Annotated in this window: 24 protein-coding genes; 8 read left to right on the forward strand and 16 right to left on the reverse strand. The window is 43.4% G+C overall.

The genetic code is table 11. The features are described 5' to 3' along the window. Positions 1 to 20: 20 nt before the first annotated feature. The 7 genes from A5878_RS13320 to A5878_RS13350 form a co-directional block, all read right to left on the reverse strand. Positions 21 to 1,199, reverse strand: coding sequence for an MFS transporter (locus A5878_RS13320; RefSeq protein ID WP_086295676.1), 1,179 nt, complete (start codon positions 1,197 to 1,199; stop codon positions 21 to 23). A 290-nt stretch (positions 1,200 to 1,489) separates the two neighbouring features. Next, positions 1,490 to 3,247, reverse strand: coding sequence for a 1-deoxy-D-xylulose-5-phosphate synthase (locus A5878_RS13325; protein WP_060791396.1), 1,758 nt, complete (start codon positions 3,245 to 3,247; stop codon positions 1,490 to 1,492). A 442-nt stretch (positions 3,248 to 3,689) separates the two neighbouring features. Next, positions 3,690 to 4,763 (reverse strand): PotD/PotF family extracellular solute-binding protein, encoded by a 1,074-nt coding sequence (locus A5878_RS13330; protein WP_074933293.1) that lies wholly within the window; start codon positions 4,761 to 4,763, stop codon positions 3,690 to 3,692. Next, a complete protein-coding gene (locus tag A5878_RS13335) occupies positions 4,760 to 5,596 on the reverse strand; it encodes an ABC transporter permease (protein ID WP_005228535.1) in 837 nt (278 codons plus the stop codon). Before A5878_RS13335 ends, A5878_RS13330 begins: the two co-directional genes overlap by 4 nt. Further along, on the reverse strand, positions 5,593 to 6,402 hold the full coding sequence (locus A5878_RS13340) for an ABC transporter permease (protein WP_010749878.1): 810 nt from the start codon (positions 6,400 to 6,402) through the stop codon (positions 5,593 to 5,595). The genes A5878_RS13335 and A5878_RS13340 overlap by 4 nt, the downstream gene beginning before the upstream one ends. A gap of 12 nt (positions 6,403 to 6,414) precedes the next feature. After that, positions 6,415 to 7,503 carry an ABC transporter ATP-binding protein gene (locus A5878_RS13345; RefSeq protein WP_005234156.1) on the reverse strand — a complete coding sequence of 363 codons (1,089 nt, stop codon included), beginning with the start codon at positions 7,501 to 7,503 and terminating at the stop codon, positions 6,415 to 6,417. Between the two features lie 16 nt (positions 7,504 to 7,519). Further along, positions 7,520 to 8,062 (reverse strand): helix-turn-helix domain-containing protein, encoded by a 543-nt coding sequence (locus A5878_RS13350; RefSeq protein WP_015510239.1) that lies wholly within the window; start codon positions 8,060 to 8,062, stop codon positions 7,520 to 7,522. Between the two features lie 386 nt (positions 8,063 to 8,448). On the opposite strand from A5878_RS13350, the gene A5878_RS13355 reads away from it, so the two are divergent. Genes A5878_RS13355 through A5878_RS13370 form a run of 4 tightly spaced genes read left to right on the forward strand, consistent with a single transcriptional unit; the run spans position 8,449 to position 11,420 of the window. Further along, a complete protein-coding gene (locus A5878_RS13355) occupies positions 8,449 to 9,438 on the forward strand; it encodes an acryloyl-CoA reductase (protein WP_060791398.1) in 990 nt (329 codons plus the stop codon). After that, the gene (coaB, locus tag A5878_RS13360) at positions 9,435 to 10,184 is read left to right on the forward strand and encodes a phosphopantothenate--cysteine ligase (RefSeq protein ID WP_086295677.1); all 750 of its coding nucleotides are present in this window, start codon (positions 9,435 to 9,437) and stop codon (positions 10,182 to 10,184) included. The genes A5878_RS13355 and coaB overlap by 4 nt, the downstream gene beginning before the upstream one ends. 31 nt (positions 10,185 to 10,215) lie before the next feature. Further along, positions 10,216 to 10,773 carry a phosphopantothenoylcysteine decarboxylase gene (gene coaC / locus A5878_RS13365; RefSeq protein WP_005228528.1) on the forward strand — a complete coding sequence of 186 codons (558 nt, stop codon included), beginning with the start codon at positions 10,216 to 10,218 and terminating at the stop codon, positions 10,771 to 10,773. Positions 10,774 to 10,775: 2 nt separating this feature from the next. Beyond that, positions 10,776 to 11,420 (forward strand): ECF transporter S component, encoded by a 645-nt coding sequence (locus tag A5878_RS13370; protein WP_060791400.1) that lies wholly within the window; start codon positions 10,776 to 10,778, stop codon positions 11,418 to 11,420. Between the two features lie 66 nt (positions 11,421 to 11,486). Here the strand turns inward: A5878_RS13370 and A5878_RS13375 are convergent, their stop codons facing one another. The 4 genes from A5878_RS13375 to A5878_RS13390 all read right to left on the reverse strand — a co-directional run bounded on the left by A5878_RS13375 (position 11,487) and on the right by A5878_RS13390 (position 14,467). Next, a complete protein-coding gene (locus A5878_RS13375; RefSeq protein WP_060791401.1) occupies positions 11,487 to 12,707 on the reverse strand; it encodes a hypothetical protein in 1,221 nt (406 codons plus the stop codon). Positions 12,708 to 12,824: 117 nt separating this feature from the next. Then, on the reverse strand, positions 12,825 to 13,709 hold the full coding sequence (murB, locus tag A5878_RS13380) for a UDP-N-acetylmuramate dehydrogenase (protein WP_370447898.1): 885 nt from the start codon (positions 13,707 to 13,709) through the stop codon (positions 12,825 to 12,827). Between the two features lie 138 nt (positions 13,710 to 13,847). Next, positions 13,848 to 14,198: a type II toxin-antitoxin system PemK/MazF family toxin gene (locus A5878_RS13385; RefSeq protein WP_060791403.1), complete on the reverse strand. Its 351-nt coding sequence runs from the start codon at positions 14,196 to 14,198 to the stop codon at positions 13,848 to 13,850. Next, positions 14,192 to 14,467 carry an AbrB/MazE/SpoVT family DNA-binding domain-containing protein gene (locus A5878_RS13390; RefSeq protein ID WP_005234145.1) on the reverse strand — a complete coding sequence of 92 codons (276 nt, stop codon included), beginning with the start codon at positions 14,465 to 14,467 and terminating at the stop codon, positions 14,192 to 14,194. Before A5878_RS13390 ends, A5878_RS13385 begins: the two co-directional genes overlap by 7 nt. A 214-nt stretch (positions 14,468 to 14,681) precedes the next feature. Here A5878_RS13390 and A5878_RS13395 point away from each other — a divergent pair, with 214 nt between their 5' ends. Both A5878_RS13395 and A5878_RS13400 read left to right on the forward strand, forming a co-directional pair. Next, entirely contained in the window at positions 14,682 to 15,434 is a 753-nt protein-coding gene (locus A5878_RS13395) for an exodeoxyribonuclease III (protein WP_060791404.1), read from the forward strand. An 84-nt stretch (positions 15,435 to 15,518) separates the two neighbouring features. Further along, on the forward strand, positions 15,519 to 16,052 hold the full coding sequence (locus tag A5878_RS13400) for a 3'-5' exonuclease (protein ID WP_010749886.1): 534 nt from the start codon (positions 15,519 to 15,521) through the stop codon (positions 16,050 to 16,052). Positions 16,053 to 16,127: 75 nt separating this feature from the next. Here A5878_RS13400 and A5878_RS13405 read toward each other — a convergent pair whose 3' ends face one another. From A5878_RS13405 to A5878_RS13425, 5 genes are all read right to left on the reverse strand, one after another. After that, a complete protein-coding gene (locus A5878_RS13405; protein ID WP_060791405.1) occupies positions 16,128 to 16,643 on the reverse strand; it encodes a GNAT family N-acetyltransferase in 516 nt (171 codons plus the stop codon). A gap of 16 nt (positions 16,644 to 16,659) precedes the next feature. Then, entirely contained in the window at positions 16,660 to 17,184 is a 525-nt protein-coding gene (locus A5878_RS13410) for a GNAT family N-acetyltransferase (protein WP_010749888.1), read from the reverse strand. Further along, the gene (gene tsaE / locus A5878_RS13415; RefSeq protein ID WP_060791406.1) at positions 17,177 to 17,650 is read right to left on the reverse strand and encodes a tRNA (adenosine(37)-N6)-threonylcarbamoyltransferase complex ATPase subunit type 1 TsaE; all 474 of its coding nucleotides are present in this window, start codon (positions 17,648 to 17,650) and stop codon (positions 17,177 to 17,179) included. Before tsaE ends, A5878_RS13410 begins: the two co-directional genes overlap by 8 nt. A 215-nt stretch (positions 17,651 to 17,865) precedes the next feature. Continuing rightward, positions 17,866 to 18,849, reverse strand: coding sequence for a phosphate acetyltransferase (gene pta / locus A5878_RS13420; RefSeq protein ID WP_005228517.1), 984 nt, complete (start codon positions 18,847 to 18,849; stop codon positions 17,866 to 17,868). Between the two features lie 141 nt (positions 18,850 to 18,990). Then, positions 18,991 to 19,680 (reverse strand): uracil-DNA glycosylase, encoded by a 690-nt coding sequence (locus A5878_RS13425; RefSeq protein ID WP_060791407.1) that lies wholly within the window; start codon positions 19,678 to 19,680, stop codon positions 18,991 to 18,993. 132 nt (positions 19,681 to 19,812) lie between these two features. On the opposite strand from A5878_RS13425, the gene A5878_RS13430 reads away from it, so the two are divergent. Both A5878_RS13430 and A5878_RS13435 read left to right on the forward strand, forming a co-directional pair. Beyond that, positions 19,813 to 20,682 carry a Cof-type HAD-IIB family hydrolase gene (locus A5878_RS13430; protein WP_010749892.1) on the forward strand — a complete coding sequence of 290 codons (870 nt, stop codon included), beginning with the start codon at positions 19,813 to 19,815 and terminating at the stop codon, positions 20,680 to 20,682. A 39-nt stretch (positions 20,683 to 20,721) separates the two neighbouring features. Next, positions 20,722 to 21,243 carry an LURP-one-related/scramblase family protein gene (locus A5878_RS13435; RefSeq protein ID WP_005228514.1) on the forward strand — a complete coding sequence of 174 codons (522 nt, stop codon included), beginning with the start codon at positions 20,722 to 20,724 and terminating at the stop codon, positions 21,241 to 21,243. Position 21,244 lies beyond the last annotated feature (1 nt).

Here is a 21,244-nt window from a genome sequence, read left to right on the forward strand (position 1 = left end):
AGGATCAAGCTAGCTTTCGCCTATCCTCGTTCAAAATACAGAAAGTATTTATTTCCCAAAAAAGCTAGGACACCAATCAAGCACAACAAGCCCCCTGATAGGATCATCTGCATTCCTGCTGTTTCATTGCCGCTGACTAGTATCAGCAAGCGTGATGCATAAGGTGCTAACGTGACCCCTAAATTGTAAGCAACGATCGAGACGATCGTGCCAAACTTAGCTTCCGCTTCACCACCAGTCGTCAGTAAGTGGGTGAAAAAAGGCATGATGCTGCGAAAGGCAAAGCCTAGTAGTAAAGAACAACCCAAGAGCAGCCCCACCGTCTGCAAGGGATAGGTCAAATAGATGCTGCTTCCTGCAAGCAATGCCGCAATGGGCAGCAACCGGCGATGTAGGCGGCTATATATCAAGCCAAAGGCATTGCCGGCGATAAATGCCCCCGTCGCAATGGCGGCGATCATGTTACTGCCATCGGTCGCATCACCGATTCCTTTTTCCAACAACAACGGGGTGATCTGCAGATTGTAGTTGATAAACAAGACAACGATTAGAAACAAGAGCACACCCAAAACAAATGACTTTTGTTTCCGTTCTGTTGAAACCGTGACGTTCGCTATCAGAGCCGCATCGGTGGTCGTTTTTGTTTCGTTGGGAATAAATACCTGAACAAAAAAGAGACTGATCAAGGCAAAGCCATAAACGAAGAAAGAGATTTCCCAACTGATTTTCACTAGCTGCCCAACCAGCAAAGTCATAAAGATACCACCTAAACCACCGACGGCACTTTCTAACCCAAGGGCCTTGGCTTTCTTTTGCGGCTCATTTTGAAACAACAAACTAATCATTTGAATCGCCAAACGATTGAATAAGCCGATCCCGAAGCCAAGAATCGCGCGCGAAAGAAACAAGACGGGAAAGCTCCCTTGATACCATGCCGGCAGCGTGCCAAAAATAGCCACAATGTCCAAGCCGGTGACCATCGTATATTTCTTGCCGATCCTTTTTTCGATCATGCCGGTAGTAAAAATCCCCAGCAAAAGAAATAATGACGGAATCGTGGTCAGTAACCCGACGTAGACCGCATCTACTTCTGGAAAGCTTGCCGCAATTGCGGGAACATTGGCAGAAATCGCTGGTGCAGAATAAACGACCATTGCCACCGACAGTAGTGCCAGCAACTTCATTGAAAAAAATTTCATAGTTCCCCCTTTTCTTTTTACAAAATACTTTTTTGTTTCTCTGAGCTCAACCGAATAAGTCAACAAAGCAATCTTTTCCCTACCTCTTTATTATTTGCTGGATCGCCAGCATTTGACCAATGCTTCCTACGCTGAGGCTTTATGCTTGAAAAGCATTGGTCTTCTGCATTTGCTGCAGACCGTCACCGATTGTCTGCGAAAAAACCTTGCAGTCTGTTTTTCTGCAAGGTTTCCTTCGATCATTCATTTTTTAACAATCCTATCAGCTACACAAGACACCCTAAGAGAACTTATTTCTGCAGCTGTTCTATGATATCTTTCGTAATTGCCTCAGCAGTGATACCAAGTTCGGATAAAACGTCCGCTGCTCGGTAGTTATCATAAAATTTCTTTTCTAAGCCATAGTTTTTGACGGCAATCTCACGATCACCAAGATAGCTGGCAATCATTTGTCCATAGCCGCCCTCTCGTATGCCGTCTTCCAACGTGACAACGAGTTTATGCGCTCGTGCCACAGCATCCAGCAACTCTTTGTCGACCCCTGAAATAAACTTAGGATTGATCACCGTTGGGGTAATTCCATGTTGCATTTTCAATTGTTCTGCGATCTCTTCCGCTAGCGCATAAAAGGTTCCGACACCGACGATGGCTACCTGCGTGCCAGCTTGAGTCACCTCATTTTTTTGATCGCTGTAGTCAGTATAGGCTGCCACTGCCGTTTCGTTGACAGGTCCAACCGGTACCCGGATCGCAACTGGAGCGTTGGTTTGTTCCAACGACCAATCCAACATTGCTAGATATTCTTCTTTAGAGGTTGGCGCAAGATAAATAAGGTTGGGAATATGTGCCAAAAAGGGGATATCAAAAATTCCCAGATGGCTCTCGTCATTCATTCCATGAATCGATGCACCGTATACCAGAATCGTTCCAGGCAGATGATTTAAGGCCAAATCATGGGAAATTTGATCAAAACTACGTTGCATAAAGGTAGAAAAAACGGCCCAGACAGGTTTCGCTCCATTTTTTGCTAACCCAGCAACCATCGATACCGCATGTTCTTCTGCAATACCCACATCTACAAATTGTTTACCTGCTTTTTCTCGTTGTTCTGGAGAAAAAAGCAGCATCGGTGTACCAGCGTTTACTGCCACGACTTTAGGATCTGTCGCCATTTTTTCTAATAAATAATCCGTCGTTAAGCTGTTGTAGGTTACTTGATTGCCCCCAGCAGAAATATATTCGCCTGTTTCTAAATGAAAGGGACCGCCTGCATGAAACTTTTCACGATTTTCTTCCGCAAACTTGAAGCCTTTGCCTTTGATCGTATGAATGTGTAATAAAACAGGATGATCAATGTCTTTCACTTTTTCAAATAAACCAATCAATGCAGCGAGGTCATGTCCTTCATCTAAATAGTGGTACTCAAAACCAATCGCTTTGAACAGATTGTCTGCTGCTTGCCCCTTGGTTTCCCGTAATGCCCGCAAATTCTGATACATCCCTCCATGGTTTTCCGCGATCGATTGGTCATTGTCGTTGAGGATCACGATAGTATTGGTGCCTAATTCCACAATATTGTTCAAGCCTTCAAACGCTAAGCCACCTGATAGAGAACCATCGCCAATGACGGCAACGACGTTATACGTTTCATTTTTTAGGTCACGGGCTTTCGCCACACCATTTGCCAACGAAACTGAGGTGGAGGTATGACCGACCGTAAAGAGATCGTGCTCGCTTTCTTTCGGATTCGTGTAACCAGAAACCGCATCATACTGCATAGCATCAAGAAAGGCATGGGCGCGTCCCGTCAGCATTTTGTGGATATAGGTCTGATGAGACACATCAAAAATCAGCTTATCGGTGGGGGAATCAAAGACTTTATGCAACGCGATCGTCATCTCGACCATCCCCAGATTGGGGCCATTGTGCCCCCCATGGTGACTGATTTTTTCCAATAAAGCAGTTCGTGCTTCTACTACCAGTTCTTGAAGTTGCCCACTGGTCAATTCTTTTAACGCTTTGGGGCTTTTGATTTTTTCTAATAACATGTACGTACCTCCTGTAAAAATGTTTGAATGGTTCGTGTGTTTACTCACAAGGAAAAAGACACGAAGTCGAAATGAGTGGATCGTTTTCTGGAATGAAAAAAGCGGCAATCGGAGCTGGACGCTCTTTTTTAAATTCCTGTCAAACCGTGAAATAGCAAGTTATCCTAAAGGGAAATCGTAATTTTTCTGAGTTTCAACAATCGCTGCTCATTTCTTCTATCTAAAAAGATACCACCTAGAGTTGACTTTAGGTCAAGTGGTTTTTGAAACATTTTGAATAAAACGAGGTTGATTTTTTCTAATTATTGAAACAATTGCAGGTTTATTCTCTATAAATTTTCTTTTCTAATACATATTCCTAGAGGTTCATTTGATATGTCATAGTAAATTATAAAAAAACTGCCATTAAACAGGATCCATTCCCTGCTTAATGGCAGTTTGCTTATTTCCGATACATCTTCAATTCCAAGAACAAATCATTATAGATGCCCAGATACTCAGCACCTAAGTTTTCATAGACTTCGAGGTGTTCCATTAATTCATCGGATGGATAGAATTGTTCGTCTTCGGTGATCTCGTCAGGCAGTAATGCCATGGCTGCTTGGTTAGGTGTGGAATAGCCGATGTATTCTGCGTTTTGTGCAGCGTTCTCGGGTTCCAGCATAAAGTTCAAGAAGGCGTAGGCGCCGGCTTCGTTTTGTGAGGTCTTAGGAATGACCATATTATCAAACCACAGGTTGGAGCCTTCCGAAGGGATCACGTAATGAATGTGCTCGTTTTCGTACATCATGTCGGCTGCTTCCCCAGAAAATGTGACCGCAACCGATGCTTCTTCATTTGCCATGTACATCTTGATTTCATCTGCGACGATGGCTTTGATGTTTGGGGTCATGGTCCGTAGCTTATTGAATGCCTCTTGCAGCTGATCGTCGTCTTTACTGTTTAGAGAATAGCCTAAGCTGTCCAAACCTAATCCCATCACTTCACGCGCGCCATCGATCAGCATGATGCTATTTGCTAATTCGGGTTTCCAAAGATCGTCCCATTGGGTGATCTCACCTTCATCAAAGAATTTATCGTTATAGACGATCCCCAGTGTTCCCCAGAAATAAGGGATGGAATATTGATTGCCAGGATCAAAACTCAAGTCCAAAAAGCGAGGGTCGATATTGTCTAACCCTTTGATTTTACTGTGATCCAATGGTTTTAAAAGATTTTGTTCCATCATTTTCTCAATCATGTATTCACTCGGTATGGCGATGTCATAGGACGTACCGCCTTGTTGGATCTTCGTGAACATCGCTTCATTTGAGTCAAAGGTTTCATAATTGACTTTGTAGCCTGTCTCTTCTTCAAACTTACTGATCAAATCAGGGTCGATGTAGTCGCCCCAGTTGTAGATGTTGACGACCTCAGCGCCTGCCATACCAGAGGAGCGTTCCAATTCACGGACACCAAAGAGCAAGATCAGGACGATCGCAACAATACCGATAATCAGAGATTGTAGTCGTTTCATCGCAGATTTGCCACCTCCACACGGCGGTTTTTACGCAATTTCTTCGCGCCGTTTTCTTTACTGATAAAGTAATAGCCTACCACCAGGATCATGGAGAATAAGAAGACAAGTGTACTTAATGCATTGATTTCTAAACTGATTCCTTGACGTGCTCTAGAATAGATCTCTACCGATAAGGTACTAAAGCCATTGCCTGTCACAAAGAATGTCACGGCAAAATCATCGAGTGAATAAGTAAAGGCCATGAAATAGCCGGCGATGATGCCCGGTGTCAAGAAAGGCAAAATGATATTTTTAATGACTTGAAAATTATTCGCGCCTAAATCACGGGCAGCATCGATCATTGAATCGTTCATCTCTTGCAGTTTCGGCAAGACCATCAAGACCACGATCGGGATACTAAAGGCGATATGCGAAAGCAATACGCTGAAAAAGCCTAAGCTAAACCCACGGAACAAGTTGCCGATCATCGTAAAGAAAATCAAGAAGCTGGCACCAATGATGACATCTGGTGAAACCAACAAAATATTATTCAAACTCAACAATGCCGTTCTCGTTCGACGTTTGCGGGTATAGTAGATGCCCATCGCTCCAAATGTGCCGATGATCGTTGCCAGTAATGCTGATAAAAATGCCAGCATAAAGGTGTTCAACACGATGATCATCAAGCGGGTATCTTGAAAGACGGATTGGTAATGTTCAAAAGTGAAACCCGTAAAAGCATTCATGGTGCCTCCTTCATTGAAGGAATAGAAAATCAAATAAAAGATCGGCACGTACAAAAGAATAAAGACGACGATCAGATAAAGATTCGACCAGCGAAATTTTTTCATTTACGTTGCCCTCCTTTTTTCTTTTCTCCCGTAAACAGCATCACGAGGAACATGGCGATGATCAAAATGACGCCGATGGTCGAACCCATGCCCCAGTTTTGGGTAACGAGAAAGTGCTGCTCGATCGCCGTACCAAGCGTGATCACGCGATTGCCCCCAATCAAACGGGTCAACATGAAGAGGGAGAGCGACGGAATGAAGACGGCTTGGACGCCGCTTTTCACCCCGTTTAACGACAGAGGGAAAATCACTCGTCGAAACGTATCATAGCTGTTTGCCCCTAAATCGCGACTGGCACTGATCAAAGAGGGATTCATTTCTTCTAAGGCATTAAAAATCGGCATGATCATAAAGGGCAGTTCGATATAGACGGCAACCGTCAAAAAGCTAAAGTCGGTAAACAAAATCTGCTTTGGTCCAACACCCATGATTTCTAGGAAGTTGTTGACACTGCCATGAATGCCGAAAATCCCAATAAACGCATAGGCTTTTAACAATAAGTTGACCCACGTTGGTAAGATGATCAACAGCAGCCACAAATCTTTGTGACGCAGCTTAGTTAAGAAATAGGCTGTCGGGTAGCTGATCACTAAGGTAATCACGGTGATCAAAAAGGCATACCAAACCGAGTTTAAGGTCATGATCAAATATTTGCCAGAACCTAAGTAGCTTTGATAATTGACCAGCGAAAAGTTGCCGTTCATATCAAAAAAGGATTGGTAGATGATCAATAGGACTGGTGCAATAACAAATAGCAATAACCAAAAGACATAGGGTATCGCATAAAAACGACGCATTTTCGTCATTAGCTTTCCCTCCTAATCTTCGTAGCTCTCTAAACGAGCATCAAAATCTTCTTCGGACTCATTGAAACGCATGACGTGGATATCTTCTGGTTCAAAGGAAAGACCGATCTTGCTTCCTTCAGTGGCTTTTCTTGTAGAGTGAACCATCCATTCGTTGCCTTGTTCATCGTAACAAATGATTTCGTAATGCACGCCTCGGAACAATTGCGTGTCTACTTCAACGACCAGCTTGCCTTTTTCAACGGTCGTCAAATTCAAATCTTCTGGACGGATCACGATCTCAACGGCTTCATTCGGCCGCATCCCGCCATCGACACATTCAAATTGCTTGCCGACAAACTCCACTAAGTTGTCTTCGATCATCGTACCTGTGACGATGTTGCTTTCACCGACAAAATCCGCCACGAAATGGTTGATTGGTTCATCGTAAATATCCACTGGTGTGCCGCTTTGGACGATCTTCCCTTTGTTCATAACGAAAATCTCATCACTCATCGCCAACGCTTCTTCTTGGTCATGGGTGACAAAAATAAAGGTGATGCCTAGTCGCTGCTGCAATTCCCGCAGCTCGTATTGCATGTCAGTTCGCAATTTCAAGTCCAATGCGGACAATGGTTCATCAAGAAGCAATACTTTGGGCTCATTGACGATCGCTCGTGCGATTGCGACCCGTTGACGTTGGCCTCCTGACATTTCGCTGATTTCACGATTCTCATAACCAGGAAGTTGTACTAGCCGCAACGCTTCTAAGACTTTTTTATTCACTTCATCTTTTGGTAATTTTTTGATTCGCAGACCAAATGCCACATTTTCAAAAACGTTCATATGTGGGAATAAGGCGTAATCTTGAAAGACAGTATTCACTTGCCGTTGATTGGCAGGAACGTCATTGATTCTTTGTCCATCAAAATAAACGTCGCCTTCTGTTGCGTCCGAAAAACCCGCAATGATGCGTAAGATGGTTGTTTTTCCACAACCTGAAGGACCTAACAATGTATAAAAGCGACCTTCTTCAATATCAAAACTCACTTTTTTCAAAACTGTTTCATCATCATCAAATCGCTTCACCACATTGTTGAATGAAATTATTGTTTTTCCCACACTCTTTCCTCCTGTACTATAAATAAGAATCTGTCACGACTACAAGCACACGGCTTTTTTTGCCCGCAATATTTTTTAATTGATGCGGCTCAGTCGCCTGATAATAAATCGATTGGCCTTTACGAGCCTTGTACTGCGTTTCTCCTAGTGTCAAGGCCACACTGCCCTCTAAGACATAGATAAATGTTTCTGCTAACGATGGTTCAAAGGTCTTGTATTCGCCCGCTTTATCAAAGGTCAGCAAGACTGGCTCCATTTCTTTTTCATTGGAATCGGGAATCAGCCACTTCAATTCATAGCCATTTTCTTCATCATAATAAAGCGTGCTGTCTTCTTCGCGATAAACCACTTGATGCTGCGCATTTTCTTCTCGGAAAAATTCCTCTGGTGTCACGCCTAAAACTTCTAAGATCGTAAAAAAAGTTTCCATAGAAGGCGAACTCAAATCACGTTCCAACTGTGAGATATAGCCTTTCGTCAAATCGGTCCGCTCGCCTAATTCTTCTTGGGTCAAATTCTTTTGAACGCGCAAATTGCGCAGCTTCTCGCCAATCTCCATGTTCATTCCCCCTTTGATTGACACAACTTCAAATAAAAAAGTTTGCTATAAGTAAACTTCATGTTTAATTTCACTTTTTCTAGTATACAAATAATTGCAAAAAACACAAGCCTTTTTTCTTCATTTTTTTGAATTCTTTTCTCCCTGATCAAAAAAAGGAGTGACGCTAAACGCTTGTGTTATAAAGGAAACGATTGGTGGTCCCGGCATTTTCGCTTTTTAAAGGTTTAAAAGAACAACTTCTATTTTAACGAAGAAAAGGTAGATTTAATAATGATCTGTTTTTGCTGATTTTTTGATAAGAAGACCTGCCTTTTCTTGCTTCACTGGTTAAAAAAATAAAACTTATGGTATTATGAGTACAAACCATCAAAGGAGTGTCTGAAATGACGAATTTCTCTACCTTTCGTGTCATGAATGAACCAAATTTTACTGCTTCACTCACAACTGCAACCCTTGACGAGCTGCCAGCAGGCGATGTGCTTGTCCGTGTTGATTACTCAGATGTCAATTACAAAGATGCCTTGGCAGCAAAAGAAAATGGCGGCGTGATCCGCACGTATCCGATGACGCCGGGAATCGATTTAGCAGGGGAAGTCGTGGACAGTCAGTCTGCTGATTTTGCCCCAGGCGACCAAGTCTTAGTGACAGGTTATGGCTTAGGGGTTTCTCACCCAGGCGGTTACAGTCAATTTCAACGGGTCCCAGCCGAGTGGCTCGTGAAACGTTCTGCTGGTTTTTCAGCAAAAGACAGTATGACCTATGGCACTGCTGGGTTCACAGCAGCTTTAGCGGTGCAAGAATTAGAACAGCTGCACTTAGCAAAAGACGCTGCTATTTTGGTGACAGGCGCTAGCGGTGGCGTCGGCAGTGTCAGCATTGCTTTATTGAAAAAACTGGGCTATACAAATATAGTGGCGCTATCTCGGAAAACCGATGCGCAATGGTTGTTGGACCTAGGCGCAGCGAAAATCGTCAGTCCTGATGACGTGGTACCAGAAAAGGACAAACCATTAGCAAAACAAACGTTTGCAGCGGTCATCGATACAGTTGGCGGTCCATTGCTTGCGGCAGTGCTTCCGCAAATCGCTTATGGGGGCGGTGCCTTCTTATGCGGCAATGCTGGTGGAATCAAAATCGAAACGACTGTCTTACCATTTATTTTGCGTGGGATTCGCGTAATTGGGATCGATTCGGTCAATGTTTCCCATGAGATCCGCACGGCATTATGGGAGAAATTAGCGGGTGAGTGGAATGTGATCGATCAGCTTTACACGAAAGCCATCACTTTGGAAGACTTGCCAGAAACGTTGGCAGCTTTATTAGCAGGCACGCACCAAGGACGGACGATCGTTGAGGTGTCACAAGCGCAATGAGAATTTTGATTACGGCTGGCGGTACTTCCGAAAAAATCGATGATGTCCGTGCAATCACGAATCATTCCACGGGCTCACTTGGTCAAGCCATTGCCAAGGAATGGCTGCAATACCCTGAGGTGGCCATCGATTACGTTACGACGAAAACTGCCAAACAACCGCCGACCGATCCATGCGTTACCTGTCATTTCATTGAAGGGACCACGGACTTGTTGACGCAGTTGACCGATTTATTGACGACCCATTCGTATGCTGCTGTGATCCACAGTATGGCAGTCAGTGATTTCACCCCTGCTGCTCATTTTTCAGAAGCAGCGTTTTATGAAGCAATCAACGATGCCCTACCAGCTTATGACAACCAGGTCACTCCGGCATTGATGGCACACGTGCTCTCACAATCTGAATCAACGGCAGGCAAAGTTTCTTCCAATACTGATCATTTGTTTTTAGTGTTGAAGAAAACCCCGAAAGTGATCCAAACCATCAAAGCATTACAGCCGACAACCTTATTAGTCGGATTCAAATTATTAGTAGACGTAGCGGAAGCCGAGTTGTTTGCGGTCGCACGAAAAAGTCTGCTGGCTAGCCAAGCGGATTATGTGTTGGCCAACGACTTGACGCAAATTTCTGGAAACCAGCATGTCGGACACCTTTTGACACAAGAAGGACAAATCGGGACTGGCCGCACAAAAGCTGAGATCGCAACCTTGATCGTTGACACATTACGCAATGACCTGCGTGCTTAGCTAGATGTTTTTTAGAAAAGGAGAAAGAAACATGAAACAAAAACACGTTCTGCTTGGCGTCAGCGGCAGTATCTCTGCATACAAAGCAGCCGACCTAACCAATGAATTAACCAAAAAGGGCTATGCAGTGGATGTCTTAATGACTCAAAACAGCACACAATTTATTACGCCTTTGACGTTACAGTCATTATCCAAACGCCCGATCCATGTAGATGTTATGCAAGAACGTCAACCAGATCGCATCAATCATATTGAACTAGCCAAACAAGCCGATCTTTTCTTGCTCGCCCCAGCCAGTGCCAACAGTATTGGCAAGCTGGCGCATGGGATAGCCGATGATTTGATCTCAACAGTTGCCTTAGCGTTGCCGTTATCCGTGCCCCGCTTGATTGCGCCAGCCATGAATACCGTCATGTACGAAAACCCGATTGTTCAAAGAAATTTGGGGATTTTGAAAGAAGTCGGCTTCCAAGAGATTGAACCCCGTGAAGCGTTACTGGCTTGCGGTGATTTCGGCAGAGGCGCATTAGCAGCAACAGAAACGATTCTCGAAAAAGCATTGACTGCTTTGGAAGTACGGAGTGTCTAACAATGAAAAAAATATCAACTTTTGAACTTGTCTTAACAGCTTTCTTTTTAGGAATCTTGATTCTTTTAGCATCGGTTCCCTTTCTTGGGTTTATTCCCTTAGGACCAATCAATGCGACAACGATGCATATTCCTGTGATCATCGCTTCTATTGTATTGGGACCTCGGATCGGCGGCTTTTTAGGCGGCGCCTTTGGGATCATCAGTATGGTGCGTTCGACCTGGATCATCACCCCGCTTTCTTTTGTCTTCTCCCCTTTCGTACCGATTTATGGGAGTGATCAAGGAAGCTGGAAAGCGATCCTCGTAGCGTTGATTCCTCGTATTTTGATTGGTGTCGTTCCTTACTTTGTGTACAAAGGCTGTCAAAAAATCTGGAAAAACAAACAGCAAAGTCTTTCGCTACTGATTGCTGGTGTTGCTGGAGGCTTGACGAATACGATCCTGGTAATGAACTTGATCTACTTCTTGTTCCAGCAAGAATATGCGGAGATTGTGGGGAAAGCTGGCAATGCTGTCTATGCAGCGATTTTGGGTGTAATCTTCGCCCAAGGTGTACCTGAAGCCATTGTAGCGGGAATCGCCACGATGGCAGTTGGAACCGTCCTTTTGCGCTTAGTCATGAACCGCAAAAAAAATCGTATCTAAAAAAATAGCGACCGCCCAAAGTTAGCTTTTTGGCTAACTTAGGCGGTCGCTTCCCTTTGGAGTGTCTTATAAACTTTGTGTCACTTGGAGTGCTTCGACAAGCTCTTGATACTGCTCTTGGGTTAAATACTCTTCATAAAATGTCAGATAATCATCGATATCTGCTTGGGTCAAATAAGGCAGCTCTTGTTTGATTTGCAGCAGCAGTTCTTCAAACTCCTCATCCGTCAGCATATAAGAAGACCAATCATCGGCTTCATCATAGCTATCCCAGTACTCATCATCATAATCATTCTCATACCCATCATCATAGCTGTCATCCCAGCCATAATCATAGGGAGAAAACAATTCTTCTGGGTCAATCAATTCTTCCGCTGTGGGGATCGCAACGGCAGTATCACTTTTCTTCCCTGTAAAAGTCACCGTGGCTCCGATAGTGGTTTGCAGCTCATCCGCTTGCACGAAGTGAAAAGCCATTTTCTGCTGATTTGTTTTCGTATTGATGGTCATGGTTAAGTCAAACTGCTCGACTTCTTCCAACATCGTTTCTAATTCGGCGACTTGCTTTTGATCGGCGCCGTGTTCTTGGGCATAGGTTGCATAATCTGCCAATTCTTCTTTGGTAAACGTATGGCTGATCGTATCTCCATCTCTTTTGAAAGCATCCGGTTCGAAGGTTTTCAAATAGTCAGCAAACGTCTCATTATGAAAAAGACTGTTCATGGTAAAGAGGTTTTCAGGCTCTTTTTCTGCTTCGGTTGTCCCCTCACCGTCCTCTGCAAAAGTTCCTTCGCCAAAGTAAGAATCTAAGGTTTCTTGATCGATGCGCAGGTATTTGCCTTCATATTCCGCAGCGTCTGGTTTTGGCCCATAACTGTCACTACCAAATGCGCTGATATACCCTTGCAGTGTTTCATAGATTTCAGCTGACACATACGCTTCTTGTTTTTCTGGATCGACGATCAGCTTGATCGGCAGCTCCTGCCCCCCAAAAGCGACTGCCAGATTGAGTAAAATCGCTTTGGTTTCTTTGTCCTGGACGAAGTCCCCTTTAAATGACGAACCGACTAACTGTGACATCAACATGGAGGCATACCTATCGGCTTCTTGACCGTATTCGCTGCTGCTGCCCATCTCAAAGGTATCGATCGTCGCTTGGAATTCACCAGCATTCGCTGCTTGCTGATTCGTCAACTGTTCGGCAAACTGTTCTTGCGGTAATTTCGTACAACCACCGAAAAGAAAGGCGAACCCAACAAACAAAATGACGCGTCCCCACTTTTTCATCCTGCTCACTCCTTTTCGTTTATTGTACCGAAGACTGAGAAAGCTTACAAACCTAAGCTCTTTTTTATCAGCTCTCATAAAAAAAAGACTGCCCCTCGGGACAATCTTCTCGCTAATCTATTCTTCGCCGATGATTCGGACTTCTGTTTCTAAGGTGACATCAAAGGTTTCTTTGATGACTTGTTGGATATGAGCGATCAGTTCGACGTAATCCGTTGCAGTGGCTTGATCGACATTCACGATAAAGCCCGCATGTTTTTCCGAAATTTGGGCTCCGCCCCATTTCAATCCTTGTAAGCCTGCATCTTGGATCAGCTTGCCGGTAAAATGACCGACTGGACGTTTAAAGACACTCCCACAAGAGGGGTATTCTAGCGGTTGCTTCAATTGCCGCAATTCTGTCAGTTCATCCATCCGCTTTTTAATTTGCTCTTGATCGCCTTTTGCTAAATCAAAGCGACTGCTCAAAATGATCATCTTTTGCTCTTGCAACTTGCTATGACGATAAGCAAATTCCATTTCTTCCTTGGTATATGTCACGATTTGACCATTAGCCAGCAAAACGTCGCAGGACGCAAAGACATCTTGGATCTCGCCATCATAAGCGCCTGCATTCATAAAGACGGCACCGCCGACACTGCCGGGAATCCCGCAGGCAAATTCAAAACCAGTCAAGGATTCATGCAAAGCGACATAGGTGGTATCGATCAACTTTGCTCCAGCATCGACGATCAAAGAAGTGCCGTCTACCACGATTTGGTTCATTTCCGACAGCATGATCACCACGCCGCGAATACCACCATCACGGACGATCAAGTTGCTGGCGTTTCCTAAGACGATCCAAGGAATCGCTTGTTCTCGGCAATAATCAAGCAGCTGTTTAGCCTCTTCTGCTGTTTTGGGAAAAGCCAAAATGTCTGCCGGTCCACCAGTTTTTGTATACGTATAGTTCAATAAGGGTTCATCTTTTAATAAGGCAATTTCAGGGAATTGCGCAATCATCAAGTCTTTATTCACGAGAAGGTTTCCTTTCACAATAAACATCTCACTTATTTTAGCATGTTCAAGGAAAAGTTGCTACCTCTGGTGAATCAAAGAAAAGCTTAATAATCGAATGACCTGATTAATAAAGAGTAAACTTCAAAAAAAGTGTTTTGTTATTTCAGATAATCGTTCTTTCATCTCCGTAGTGACTTTATCGACTACTTCTAAGTTGCTGCGATGCAAGAGGTCCACACTGCGAATATGCTGACAAAGAATCGTCCCTTGAACTTTACTCTTTTGTGTTTCGGTAACTGTTTGAAACGCATTCGATCGAGCGAATTTTTCTTCTACATATTTTTTTGAGCTACTGAGTGGCATCACTAAGACGGTATTGAAACTCTTGTTATAATAATCATTACTAACCACCACACACAGTCTTTTTTTTGCCATTTCATTTCCTTTGGTGGGATTTAAGTCAATAAAAAGAATATCTCCTTGTCTTACCATTCAATATTCTCCTCACCTAAATCTTCTCCAAAAAACATCTCACCTGTATCAAATTTCCCCGTTTCTTCTACGATCGCTAATTCTTGTTTCCAAAAATCTTCAAAGGAAGGTGCTGCTTTTTCGCCTGTTACCTTGATCTCGCCTTCTGGAGTAAATTCAAAAATTACCCGCTGATTCTCTTTTAAGCCTAACTTTTGCCGCACACTTTTTGGAATAGTTATTTGATTTTTCGAAGTCATTTTCGCTGAAACTTGCGCTTTGATCGTCATGTGAACTGCCCCCTTTTCAAAACGATTGTAACATAAAATGTAAGGAAAAGTAAGGATTTATTAATCCTTTTTCGTACCACAAACGAATTTTCTCTAGCATCCAAATTTAATCCTCATTCTTCCTCCTTATTTTCCTCATTCCGCTCACTTGCTTTGCGCTTCTGGCTTTTTTAGGTAAAATGGGAGGCGTAGTGGAAAATAAGGAGGAGTCTCAATGAAATTTATTTCTTGGAATGTGAATGGTTTACGGGCCATCGTTAAAAAAAATTTTTCTGAAGTGTTTGAAGCCCTCGATGCTGATTTCTTTTGTTTACAAGAAACAAAGCTGCAAGAAGGTCAGATTGAATTGGATTTACCAGGCTATCATCAATACTGGAATTATGCGGAGAAGAAAGGCTATTCCGGCACGGCGATTTTCGCAAAAGAACCTGCGCTATCCGTCCGTTATGGATTAGGAATCGAAGAACATGATACGGAAGGTCGCGTCATCACACTAGAGTATCCTGAATTTTTCTTGATTACTTGCTACACACCGAATTCTCAAAATGAATTGCGCCGCTTAGATTATCGCATGACTTGGGAAGATGCCTTTTTGGCTTACTTGACTGAATTGAAACAACAAAAGCCAGTGATTCTCTGTGGTGATTTGAATGTTGCCCATAAGAATATCGATATCAAAAACTGGAAAACCAATCAAAAAAATGCTGGGTTTACACCTGAAGAACGGGAAAAGTTTTCGACTCTTTTGGCTGCTGGCTTTACCGATACGTTCCGTTATTTCTATCCAGATGCAGAAGGCATTTATTCTTGGTGGAGCTACCGTTTCAACGCTCGCAAAAACAATGCCGGCTGGCGCATCGATTACTTTGTCGTTTCGGATGACTTAAATGAGCGCTTGCTAGATGCCAAGATCCATACAGATATCATCGGCAGTGACCATTGCCCGGTGGAACTGGATCTCAAATAACCGTAAGAAAACTTCAGTTTTTCTTAACGTTTGTTCGCTTTTCATTCTTTGATTTTGTGCTAGAATGGCAATGAGGTGAGTCTGATGAATTTTATCGCAATGGACTTTGAAACAGCAAATTATCAAAAGCATAGTGCCTGTTCCCTTGCACTAGTCATGGTACAAGATAGCAAAATCGTGGGCGAATATTACACATTGATCCAACCGGAAACGGAATTTTTTTGGAAAAACATTCAAATTCATGGCATTCGTCCAGAAGATGTGCAAGAAGCGCCTAAGTTTCCTGACGTATGGAAACAAATCCAACAATATTATCAATTGAACAGTTTGATCGTTGCGCATAACGCTGGTTTTGATACTGGGGTTTTGGCGGGATGTCTTGATTATTATGGGTTGTCACAACCAAATTATCTTTCCTTATGTACGGTGCGAACGAGCCGCAAACTGTATCCAGAGTTTACAAATCATAAATTAAACACGGTTTGTGAGCAATTACAGATTCCTTTACTAAACCACCATGATGCACTAGAAGATAGTCGGGCATGTGCCCAAATCTTATTGCGTCAAGAAGAAGAATTTGGTATCGATCCATTAAAAAAATTGGTTTTAGTCAAATAAATAAGAACGTGCGTCCTAAAGTCAGCATTGCGCTAGCCTTTGGGACGCACGTTTTCATTTAAGAAAGGATTCATTTTAGGTCAGATCGATCCAATAATGACAGATTATAGCGCCATCTTCAGGATCAATGACTTTTTCAGTTAGTTTACCACCGTTGTTTTCAATGACTTTGGCGGAGGCGCGATTGGCTTCTTCACAGGTTACTAACACGTTGTTCAAGCCAAGTTGTTTGGCCTTTACCAATGACTGTGCCAACATTGCCGAGCCGATGCCTTGCTTTCGATGGTCTGGGTGCACTGAATACCCAATGTGTCCGCCAATTTGGCGCAAATACGCATTAAGTGTCAGACGCAGATTCAAGAGACCGACCACTTTTTGATCTTGGATAGCCAGATAGGTACGGGCGGGAACGAATCCTTCTGGTACCGTTTCTGCTGTTTTAAAATCCACCAATCCCTCTAGCCAGTCTTTGGCTGTGGGACTTTCTACAAGTCCTGCCCCACCGTGGATGACTTCTTGATTCTTCTCGAACGCTTGCCGATACGCTTCGATTTGATCGCAGTCTGCGATCGTCGGTTCCCGAAACTCCATTTCCTTCACTCCTTTTTTATGATTCAAAAAGACGTGCCATCATCAAGACGTCAACTTTTTGCCCCTCGCGGGTTTGCACCGCTTCTTTCATACAGCCTTCTGTTAGAAAACCAAATTTTTGATACAGATGGATCGCCCGTAGATTTCTCGCTTGGACGGTCAACTCGATGCGGGTCAATTCGCCAACTTCTACTACCCAGTCCAGTAATTCTTCAATCAGGAGCGAACCTAAGCCCAAGCCCCAATAGTCTTTTAAAATCGAGATACCGATCTCCCCGACATGGGCTAATTGCCACTCTTCATGGCCTTTGACTGATGCCATGGCGATCAATTGTTCTTGATCAAATGCCAACAACAGCAAATAGTCGTCCCGTTCATAGATAGCGTCCAGCTGTTCTGCCAATAAGGCTTCTGGCAACGCCAAGCCGCTTTCGTCCATCAAGAGAAAATCCGTTTCTTCTCCTAGCTGCTGACTGACTGCTAACACAGCTTTGGCATCAGCACCCGTGGCTTCTTTGATCTGTAATTGGATCTCACTCATGGACTGCCTGCCATTTTGTTGTGATCCGTTGCAAAAAGGCGGTTGCTTTGGTGCCATATGCATGACATTTCACAAGACGTTTCTGTTCATCTGTATCATCTTTTTCCAAAATCAGTTCTAAATAATCCTCTGGCAGGGAGGTTTCTAAGAGATTGCCCCATTCGATCACACACAAGCCATCCCCTTCGAAATAATCATCCAGTCCTAAATCATCTGCACCATATTCCACCCGATAGACATCCATATGATACAGCGGTAGCCGCCCATTGGTATATTCACGAATGATCGTATAGGTCGGACTTTTGATCAGTTGCTCGATCCCTAGCCCCAAGGCGATGCCTTTCGTCAATGTTGTTTTGCCAGCACCTAAATCGCCCGTCAACACCAGATTATCACCTGGCTCGGCTGCCTCTCCAATGATTTTTGCAAATGCTGCGGTTGCTTCTAAGTCGTTAATGGTAAACATAGTCCCCATCCTTTGATCAATCTAATTTACTAGTTGCTAGTATAGCTTGTTTTTCAAGGAATTGTAAAGAAGGAGCTTTGGGAAAATTCCCCGACGATCACTGGATCGTTGCTTTTTGCCGACGCCCCCTGCTTTGCTGCCCTCAACTTTCCAAGAGCAAAACAAAAAACTGACCCTCAAGGGATCAGTTTTTCATCAGTGTAGCGATTGGCTGCTTATTTTTCCATTAGTGTTTGTGCCGCAGTAATGATTGATAATTTGTAGACATCTTCTTCATTTGAACCACGAGACAAATCAGAGATTGGTTTGTTCAATCCTTGTAAGATTGGTCCAATCGCTTCAAAGTTACCGAAACGTTGGGCGATCTTGTAACCAATGTTTCCTGATTGTAAATCTGGGAAAACAAAGACGGTTGCTTTACCTGCTACTTCAGATTCAGGAGCTTTCAATTGCGCAACTGCTGAGATATACGCAGCATCGAATTGCAATTCTCCATCGATTTGGTATTCTGGTGCCAATTCTTTGGCGATTTTTGTTGCTTCAACGACTTTATCTACTTCTGGTGCTTTCGCAGACCCTTTCGTTGAGAAGCTTAACATAGCAACTTTTGGATCGATTTCAAATAATTCAGCGGTTTTCGCTGAGTCAACAGCGATTTCTGCCAATTCTTGTGCAGTTGGGTTTACATTGATGGCACAGTCTGAGAACAAGTATTTTTCTTGGTCACGACCACGAACCATTAAGAAAGCACCACTTGTACGGCTCACACCTGGTTTTGTTTTGATGATTTGTAAAGCGGGTCTTACTGTATCACCCGTAGAATGGATCGCTCCTGAAACCATTCCTTCAGTAATGCCCATGTAAGTCAACATTGTACCGAAATAGTTGACATCTTTTAAGATTTCTTCTGCTTGCTCTTTCGTTGCTTTGCCGTTGCGGCGTTCTACAAAAGCTTCAACCATTTCATCCCAACGATCATAATTTTCAGGATCTAAAATTTCAAAGTTTGATACGTTGATTCCGCGAGCTTCCGCTGCTTTTTCGATTTCAACCGGGTTACCGATCAAAACAGGTTCAATTAATTCTTCTGAACGTAAACGGCTAGCAGCACCTAGGATACGAGGATCTGTTGCTTCAGGAAAAACGATTTTGATATGACGACGCACGATTTTAAATTTTAAACTTTCGAATAATTCCACGGGTAAAGACCTCCAGTTTTTTTATACCCTTCCATTGTACAATAATTGCGAAAAAAAGAACAGATAAAAATCCTGTATTAGTCGATTATTTTAAATATCGTTACCTTTTTCACAAGTTTACTCATTCTAAATAACACAGTTTTACAACTGTGTTATTTTTTCTGGCAACGCCCAGGAAATCGGTTCTTCCCCTAACGCCAGCAATGCTTGATTGATCTTAGAAAAAGGCTTCGAACCAAAGAATCCTCGATGCGCTGATAACGGACTTGGATGAGGCGCTGTTATAATAATATGTTTGCTAGTATCTAGCAAAGCGGCTTTCTTTTGGGCGGGTTTGCCCCAAAGCACAAAAATGACCGGTTCTTCTCGTTGATTCAATTTTTCGATGATCGTATCAGTCAGCTGCTCCCAGCCATGCCCGTGATGTGAATAGGCTTGCCCTTCACGTACTGTCAACACGGTATTCAACAATAAGACCCCTTGTTGCGCCCAAGGTACGAGATAACCGTGGGACACAGGTGGAATCCCTAAGTCATCAGCTAATTCTTTGTAAATATTCCGCAACGAAGGCGGTATTTTGACCCCCGGCTGTACGGAAAACGACAGTCCGTGGGCTTGGTGAGGGCCATGATAAGGATCTTGACCTAAGATGACAACTTTTACGTCATGGTATGGTGTCAGTTTAAGTGCTTCATAAATATGATCCATCGCTGGATGGATCTTTTGCTGGGCATATTCTTGTTTCAAGAAAGCCCGTAGTTGTTGGTAATAGGGTTGCTCAAATGATTCTTGCAATTGCTCTTGCCAATCATTGTCCAATAGTCGTTTCATGGCGAATCTCCTTTGTTTTCTTCTAGGATAACAAATCCCTCCCCTTAGAAACAAGAATTACTCTTCGAAAGAAAAAAAATGCGCGATTTATGGTACACTATTTGTAGAAACGATTAAGAAAGGACGCTGACAATGATCAAATTAATTGCTTCTGATATGGATGGTACGCTTTTAAATGCTAGTATGCAGATTTCAGAAGAAAATATCCAAGCAATCAAATATGCCCAATCCAAAGGAATCGAATTTATGGTCGCAACTGGCCGTAACCGCAAAGAGGCTTTGCCGCCGCTGCAAGAAGCCGGGATCGACTGTGCAATGATCACCTTGAATGGTGCCCAAGTCTACGACGAAGCGGGCAATTCATTATTTACTGTGCCGATCAGCCATGAACAAACTCGTTCGTTGATCGACCTACTCAAAGAAAACGACATCTATTTTGAGATCTCAACGAGCAATGGGATCTATTCGGAAAGTCAGACACGTCGGATCGAAAATTTTGCGATCCATACGGCAGAAGCTATGCCCCATTTAACCCATAAGATGGCGATCGCTATGACAGCTGCCCGTTTAGAATTTTTACCGATCAATTATGTCGATGATTTCAGTGAGTTGTTTTCGATCGAAGAATTAGAATTTTTGAAAGTGATCTGCTTCCATCAAGATGGTGCGCGGGTATTGGGTCCTATCACGAAAATCATCGATGGGTACGGCGATTTAGTGGTGACTTCTTCTGGACAAAACAATATTGAGATCAACCACCGAAACGCGCAAAAAGGAATCGCAGTGGCGCATGTCGCTAAAGATCGGATGATCTCACTGGAGGAAGTGATGACGATCGGTGACAACTTAAATGACGTAAGTATGCTGCAACTGGCAGGCGTTAGTTTTGCAATGGGAAATGGCGAGTTAGAGGTAAAAGAAGCCGCGAAGTATTTGACGGACACCAATATTGAGTCTGGTGTCGGCAAAGCGATTGTTCGGGCAATTGATGAAAATCTTTAAATCACGCAGCTTTTTGGGGATACATGAGGAGGCGTAAGTATGTCAGAATTTTTCATCCAAGACAGACAACTTAGCAGAGTCACACGCACCATTGTCAAAGATGAAACAGGCAAATCACTGTTTTTAATGGTGGGCCGTTGGGGAACTAAGGGTGATGCTCTTTCCCTTTACCGCTTGAATGGGCAAATGGTTGCTAGTATCAAACAAATCAGTTTTACTTTTGGTACGCGCTTTGAGATCTACAAAGACTTTGAGAAAGTCGGTACACTGCAGAAAATCTTTAACTGGCCGGGTGATTTCTACTATATCCAGCAGCTTCACTGGGCGGTCCACGGCGATATCTACAATCATCGCTATGGGATCCATCATTTCAATAAAAAGATCATGGAAATGGATAAGGCGACCTTATTGACGGGGGATTATTATGTACTGGATGTCGTTGATGATCGGGATGCACCAGTCTGCATCTGTATCGCTGCCGTCATGGATTACTGGCTGTACAATCGGCACCGCAAGAAAGACCATCCTCTTGAGCTACGACTAACAAATGGAACCAGCTGAA

Source organism: Enterococcus sp. 3G6_DIV0642 (genome assembly GCF_002140635.1).
GTDB lineage: Bacteria > Bacillota > Bacilli > Lactobacillales > Enterococcaceae > Enterococcus_D > Enterococcus_D casseliflavus.

Bases quoted from the DNA above. Each gene is read 5' to 3' on its own strand.
- A5878_RS13330 (WP_074933293.1), bottom strand. From the start codon at position 4,763: ATGAAACGACTACAATCTCTGATTATCGGTATTGTTGCGATCGTCCTG.
- A5878_RS13340 (WP_010749878.1), bottom strand. From the start codon at position 6,402: ATGACGAAAATGCGTCGTTTTTATGCGATACCCTATGTCTTTTGGTTA.
- A5878_RS13430 (WP_010749892.1), top strand. From the start codon at position 19,813: ATGATCAAATTAATTGCTTCTGATATGGATGGTACGCTTTTAAATGCT.
- A5878_RS13375 (WP_060791401.1), bottom strand. From the start codon at position 12,707: ATGAAAAAGTGGGGACGCGTCATTTTGTTTGTTGGGTTCGCCTTTCTT.
- A5878_RS13350 (WP_015510239.1), bottom strand. From the start codon at position 8,062: ATGGAGATTGGCGAGAAGCTGCGCAATTTGCGCGTTCAAAAGAATTTG.
- murB (WP_370447898.1), bottom strand. From the start codon at position 13,709: ATGATTGCGCAATTCCCTGAAATTGCCTTATTAAAAGATGAACCCTTA.
- A5878_RS13425 (WP_060791407.1), bottom strand. From the start codon at position 19,680: ATGAAACGACTATTGGACAATGATTGGCAAGAGCAATTGCAAGAATCA.
- A5878_RS13335 (WP_005228535.1), bottom strand. From the start codon at position 5,596: ATGAAAAAATTTCGCTGGTCGAATCTTTATCTGATCGTCGTCTTTATT.
- A5878_RS13435 (WP_005228514.1), top strand. From the start codon at position 20,722: ATGTCAGAATTTTTCATCCAAGACAGACAACTTAGCAGAGTCACACGC.
- A5878_RS13355 (WP_060791398.1), top strand. From the start codon at position 8,449: ATGACGAATTTCTCTACCTTTCGTGTCATGAATGAACCAAATTTTACT.
- tsaE (WP_060791406.1), bottom strand. From the start codon at position 17,650: ATGTTTACCATTAACGACTTAGAAGCAACCGCAGCATTTGCAAAAATC.
- A5878_RS13370 (WP_060791400.1), top strand. From the start codon at position 10,776: ATGAAAAAAATATCAACTTTTGAACTTGTCTTAACAGCTTTCTTTTTA.
- A5878_RS13395 (WP_060791404.1), top strand. From the start codon at position 14,682: ATGAAATTTATTTCTTGGAATGTGAATGGTTTACGGGCCATCGTTAAA.
- A5878_RS13325 (WP_060791396.1), bottom strand. From the start codon at position 3,247: ATGTTATTAGAAAAAATCAAAAGCCCCAAAGCGTTAAAAGAATTGACC.
- coaB (WP_086295677.1), top strand. From the start codon at position 9,435: ATGAGAATTTTGATTACGGCTGGCGGTACTTCCGAAAAAATCGATGAT.
- A5878_RS13390 (WP_005234145.1), bottom strand. From the start codon at position 14,467: ATGACGATCAAAGCGCAAGTTTCAGCGAAAATGACTTCGAAAAATCAA.
- A5878_RS13410 (WP_010749888.1), bottom strand. From the start codon at position 17,184: ATGAGTGAGATCCAATTACAGATCAAAGAAGCCACGGGTGCTGATGCC.
- A5878_RS13320 (WP_086295676.1), bottom strand. From the start codon at position 1,199: ATGAAATTTTTTTCAATGAAGTTGCTGGCACTACTGTCGGTGGCAATG.
- coaC (WP_005228528.1), top strand. From the start codon at position 10,216: ATGAAACAAAAACACGTTCTGCTTGGCGTCAGCGGCAGTATCTCTGCA.
- A5878_RS13400 (WP_010749886.1), top strand. From the start codon at position 15,519: ATGAATTTTATCGCAATGGACTTTGAAACAGCAAATTATCAAAAGCAT.
- A5878_RS13405 (WP_060791405.1), bottom strand. From the start codon at position 16,643: ATGGAGTTTCGGGAACCGACGATCGCAGACTGCGATCAAATCGAAGCG.
- A5878_RS13385 (WP_060791403.1), bottom strand. From the start codon at position 14,198: ATGGTAAGACAAGGAGATATTCTTTTTATTGACTTAAATCCCACCAAA.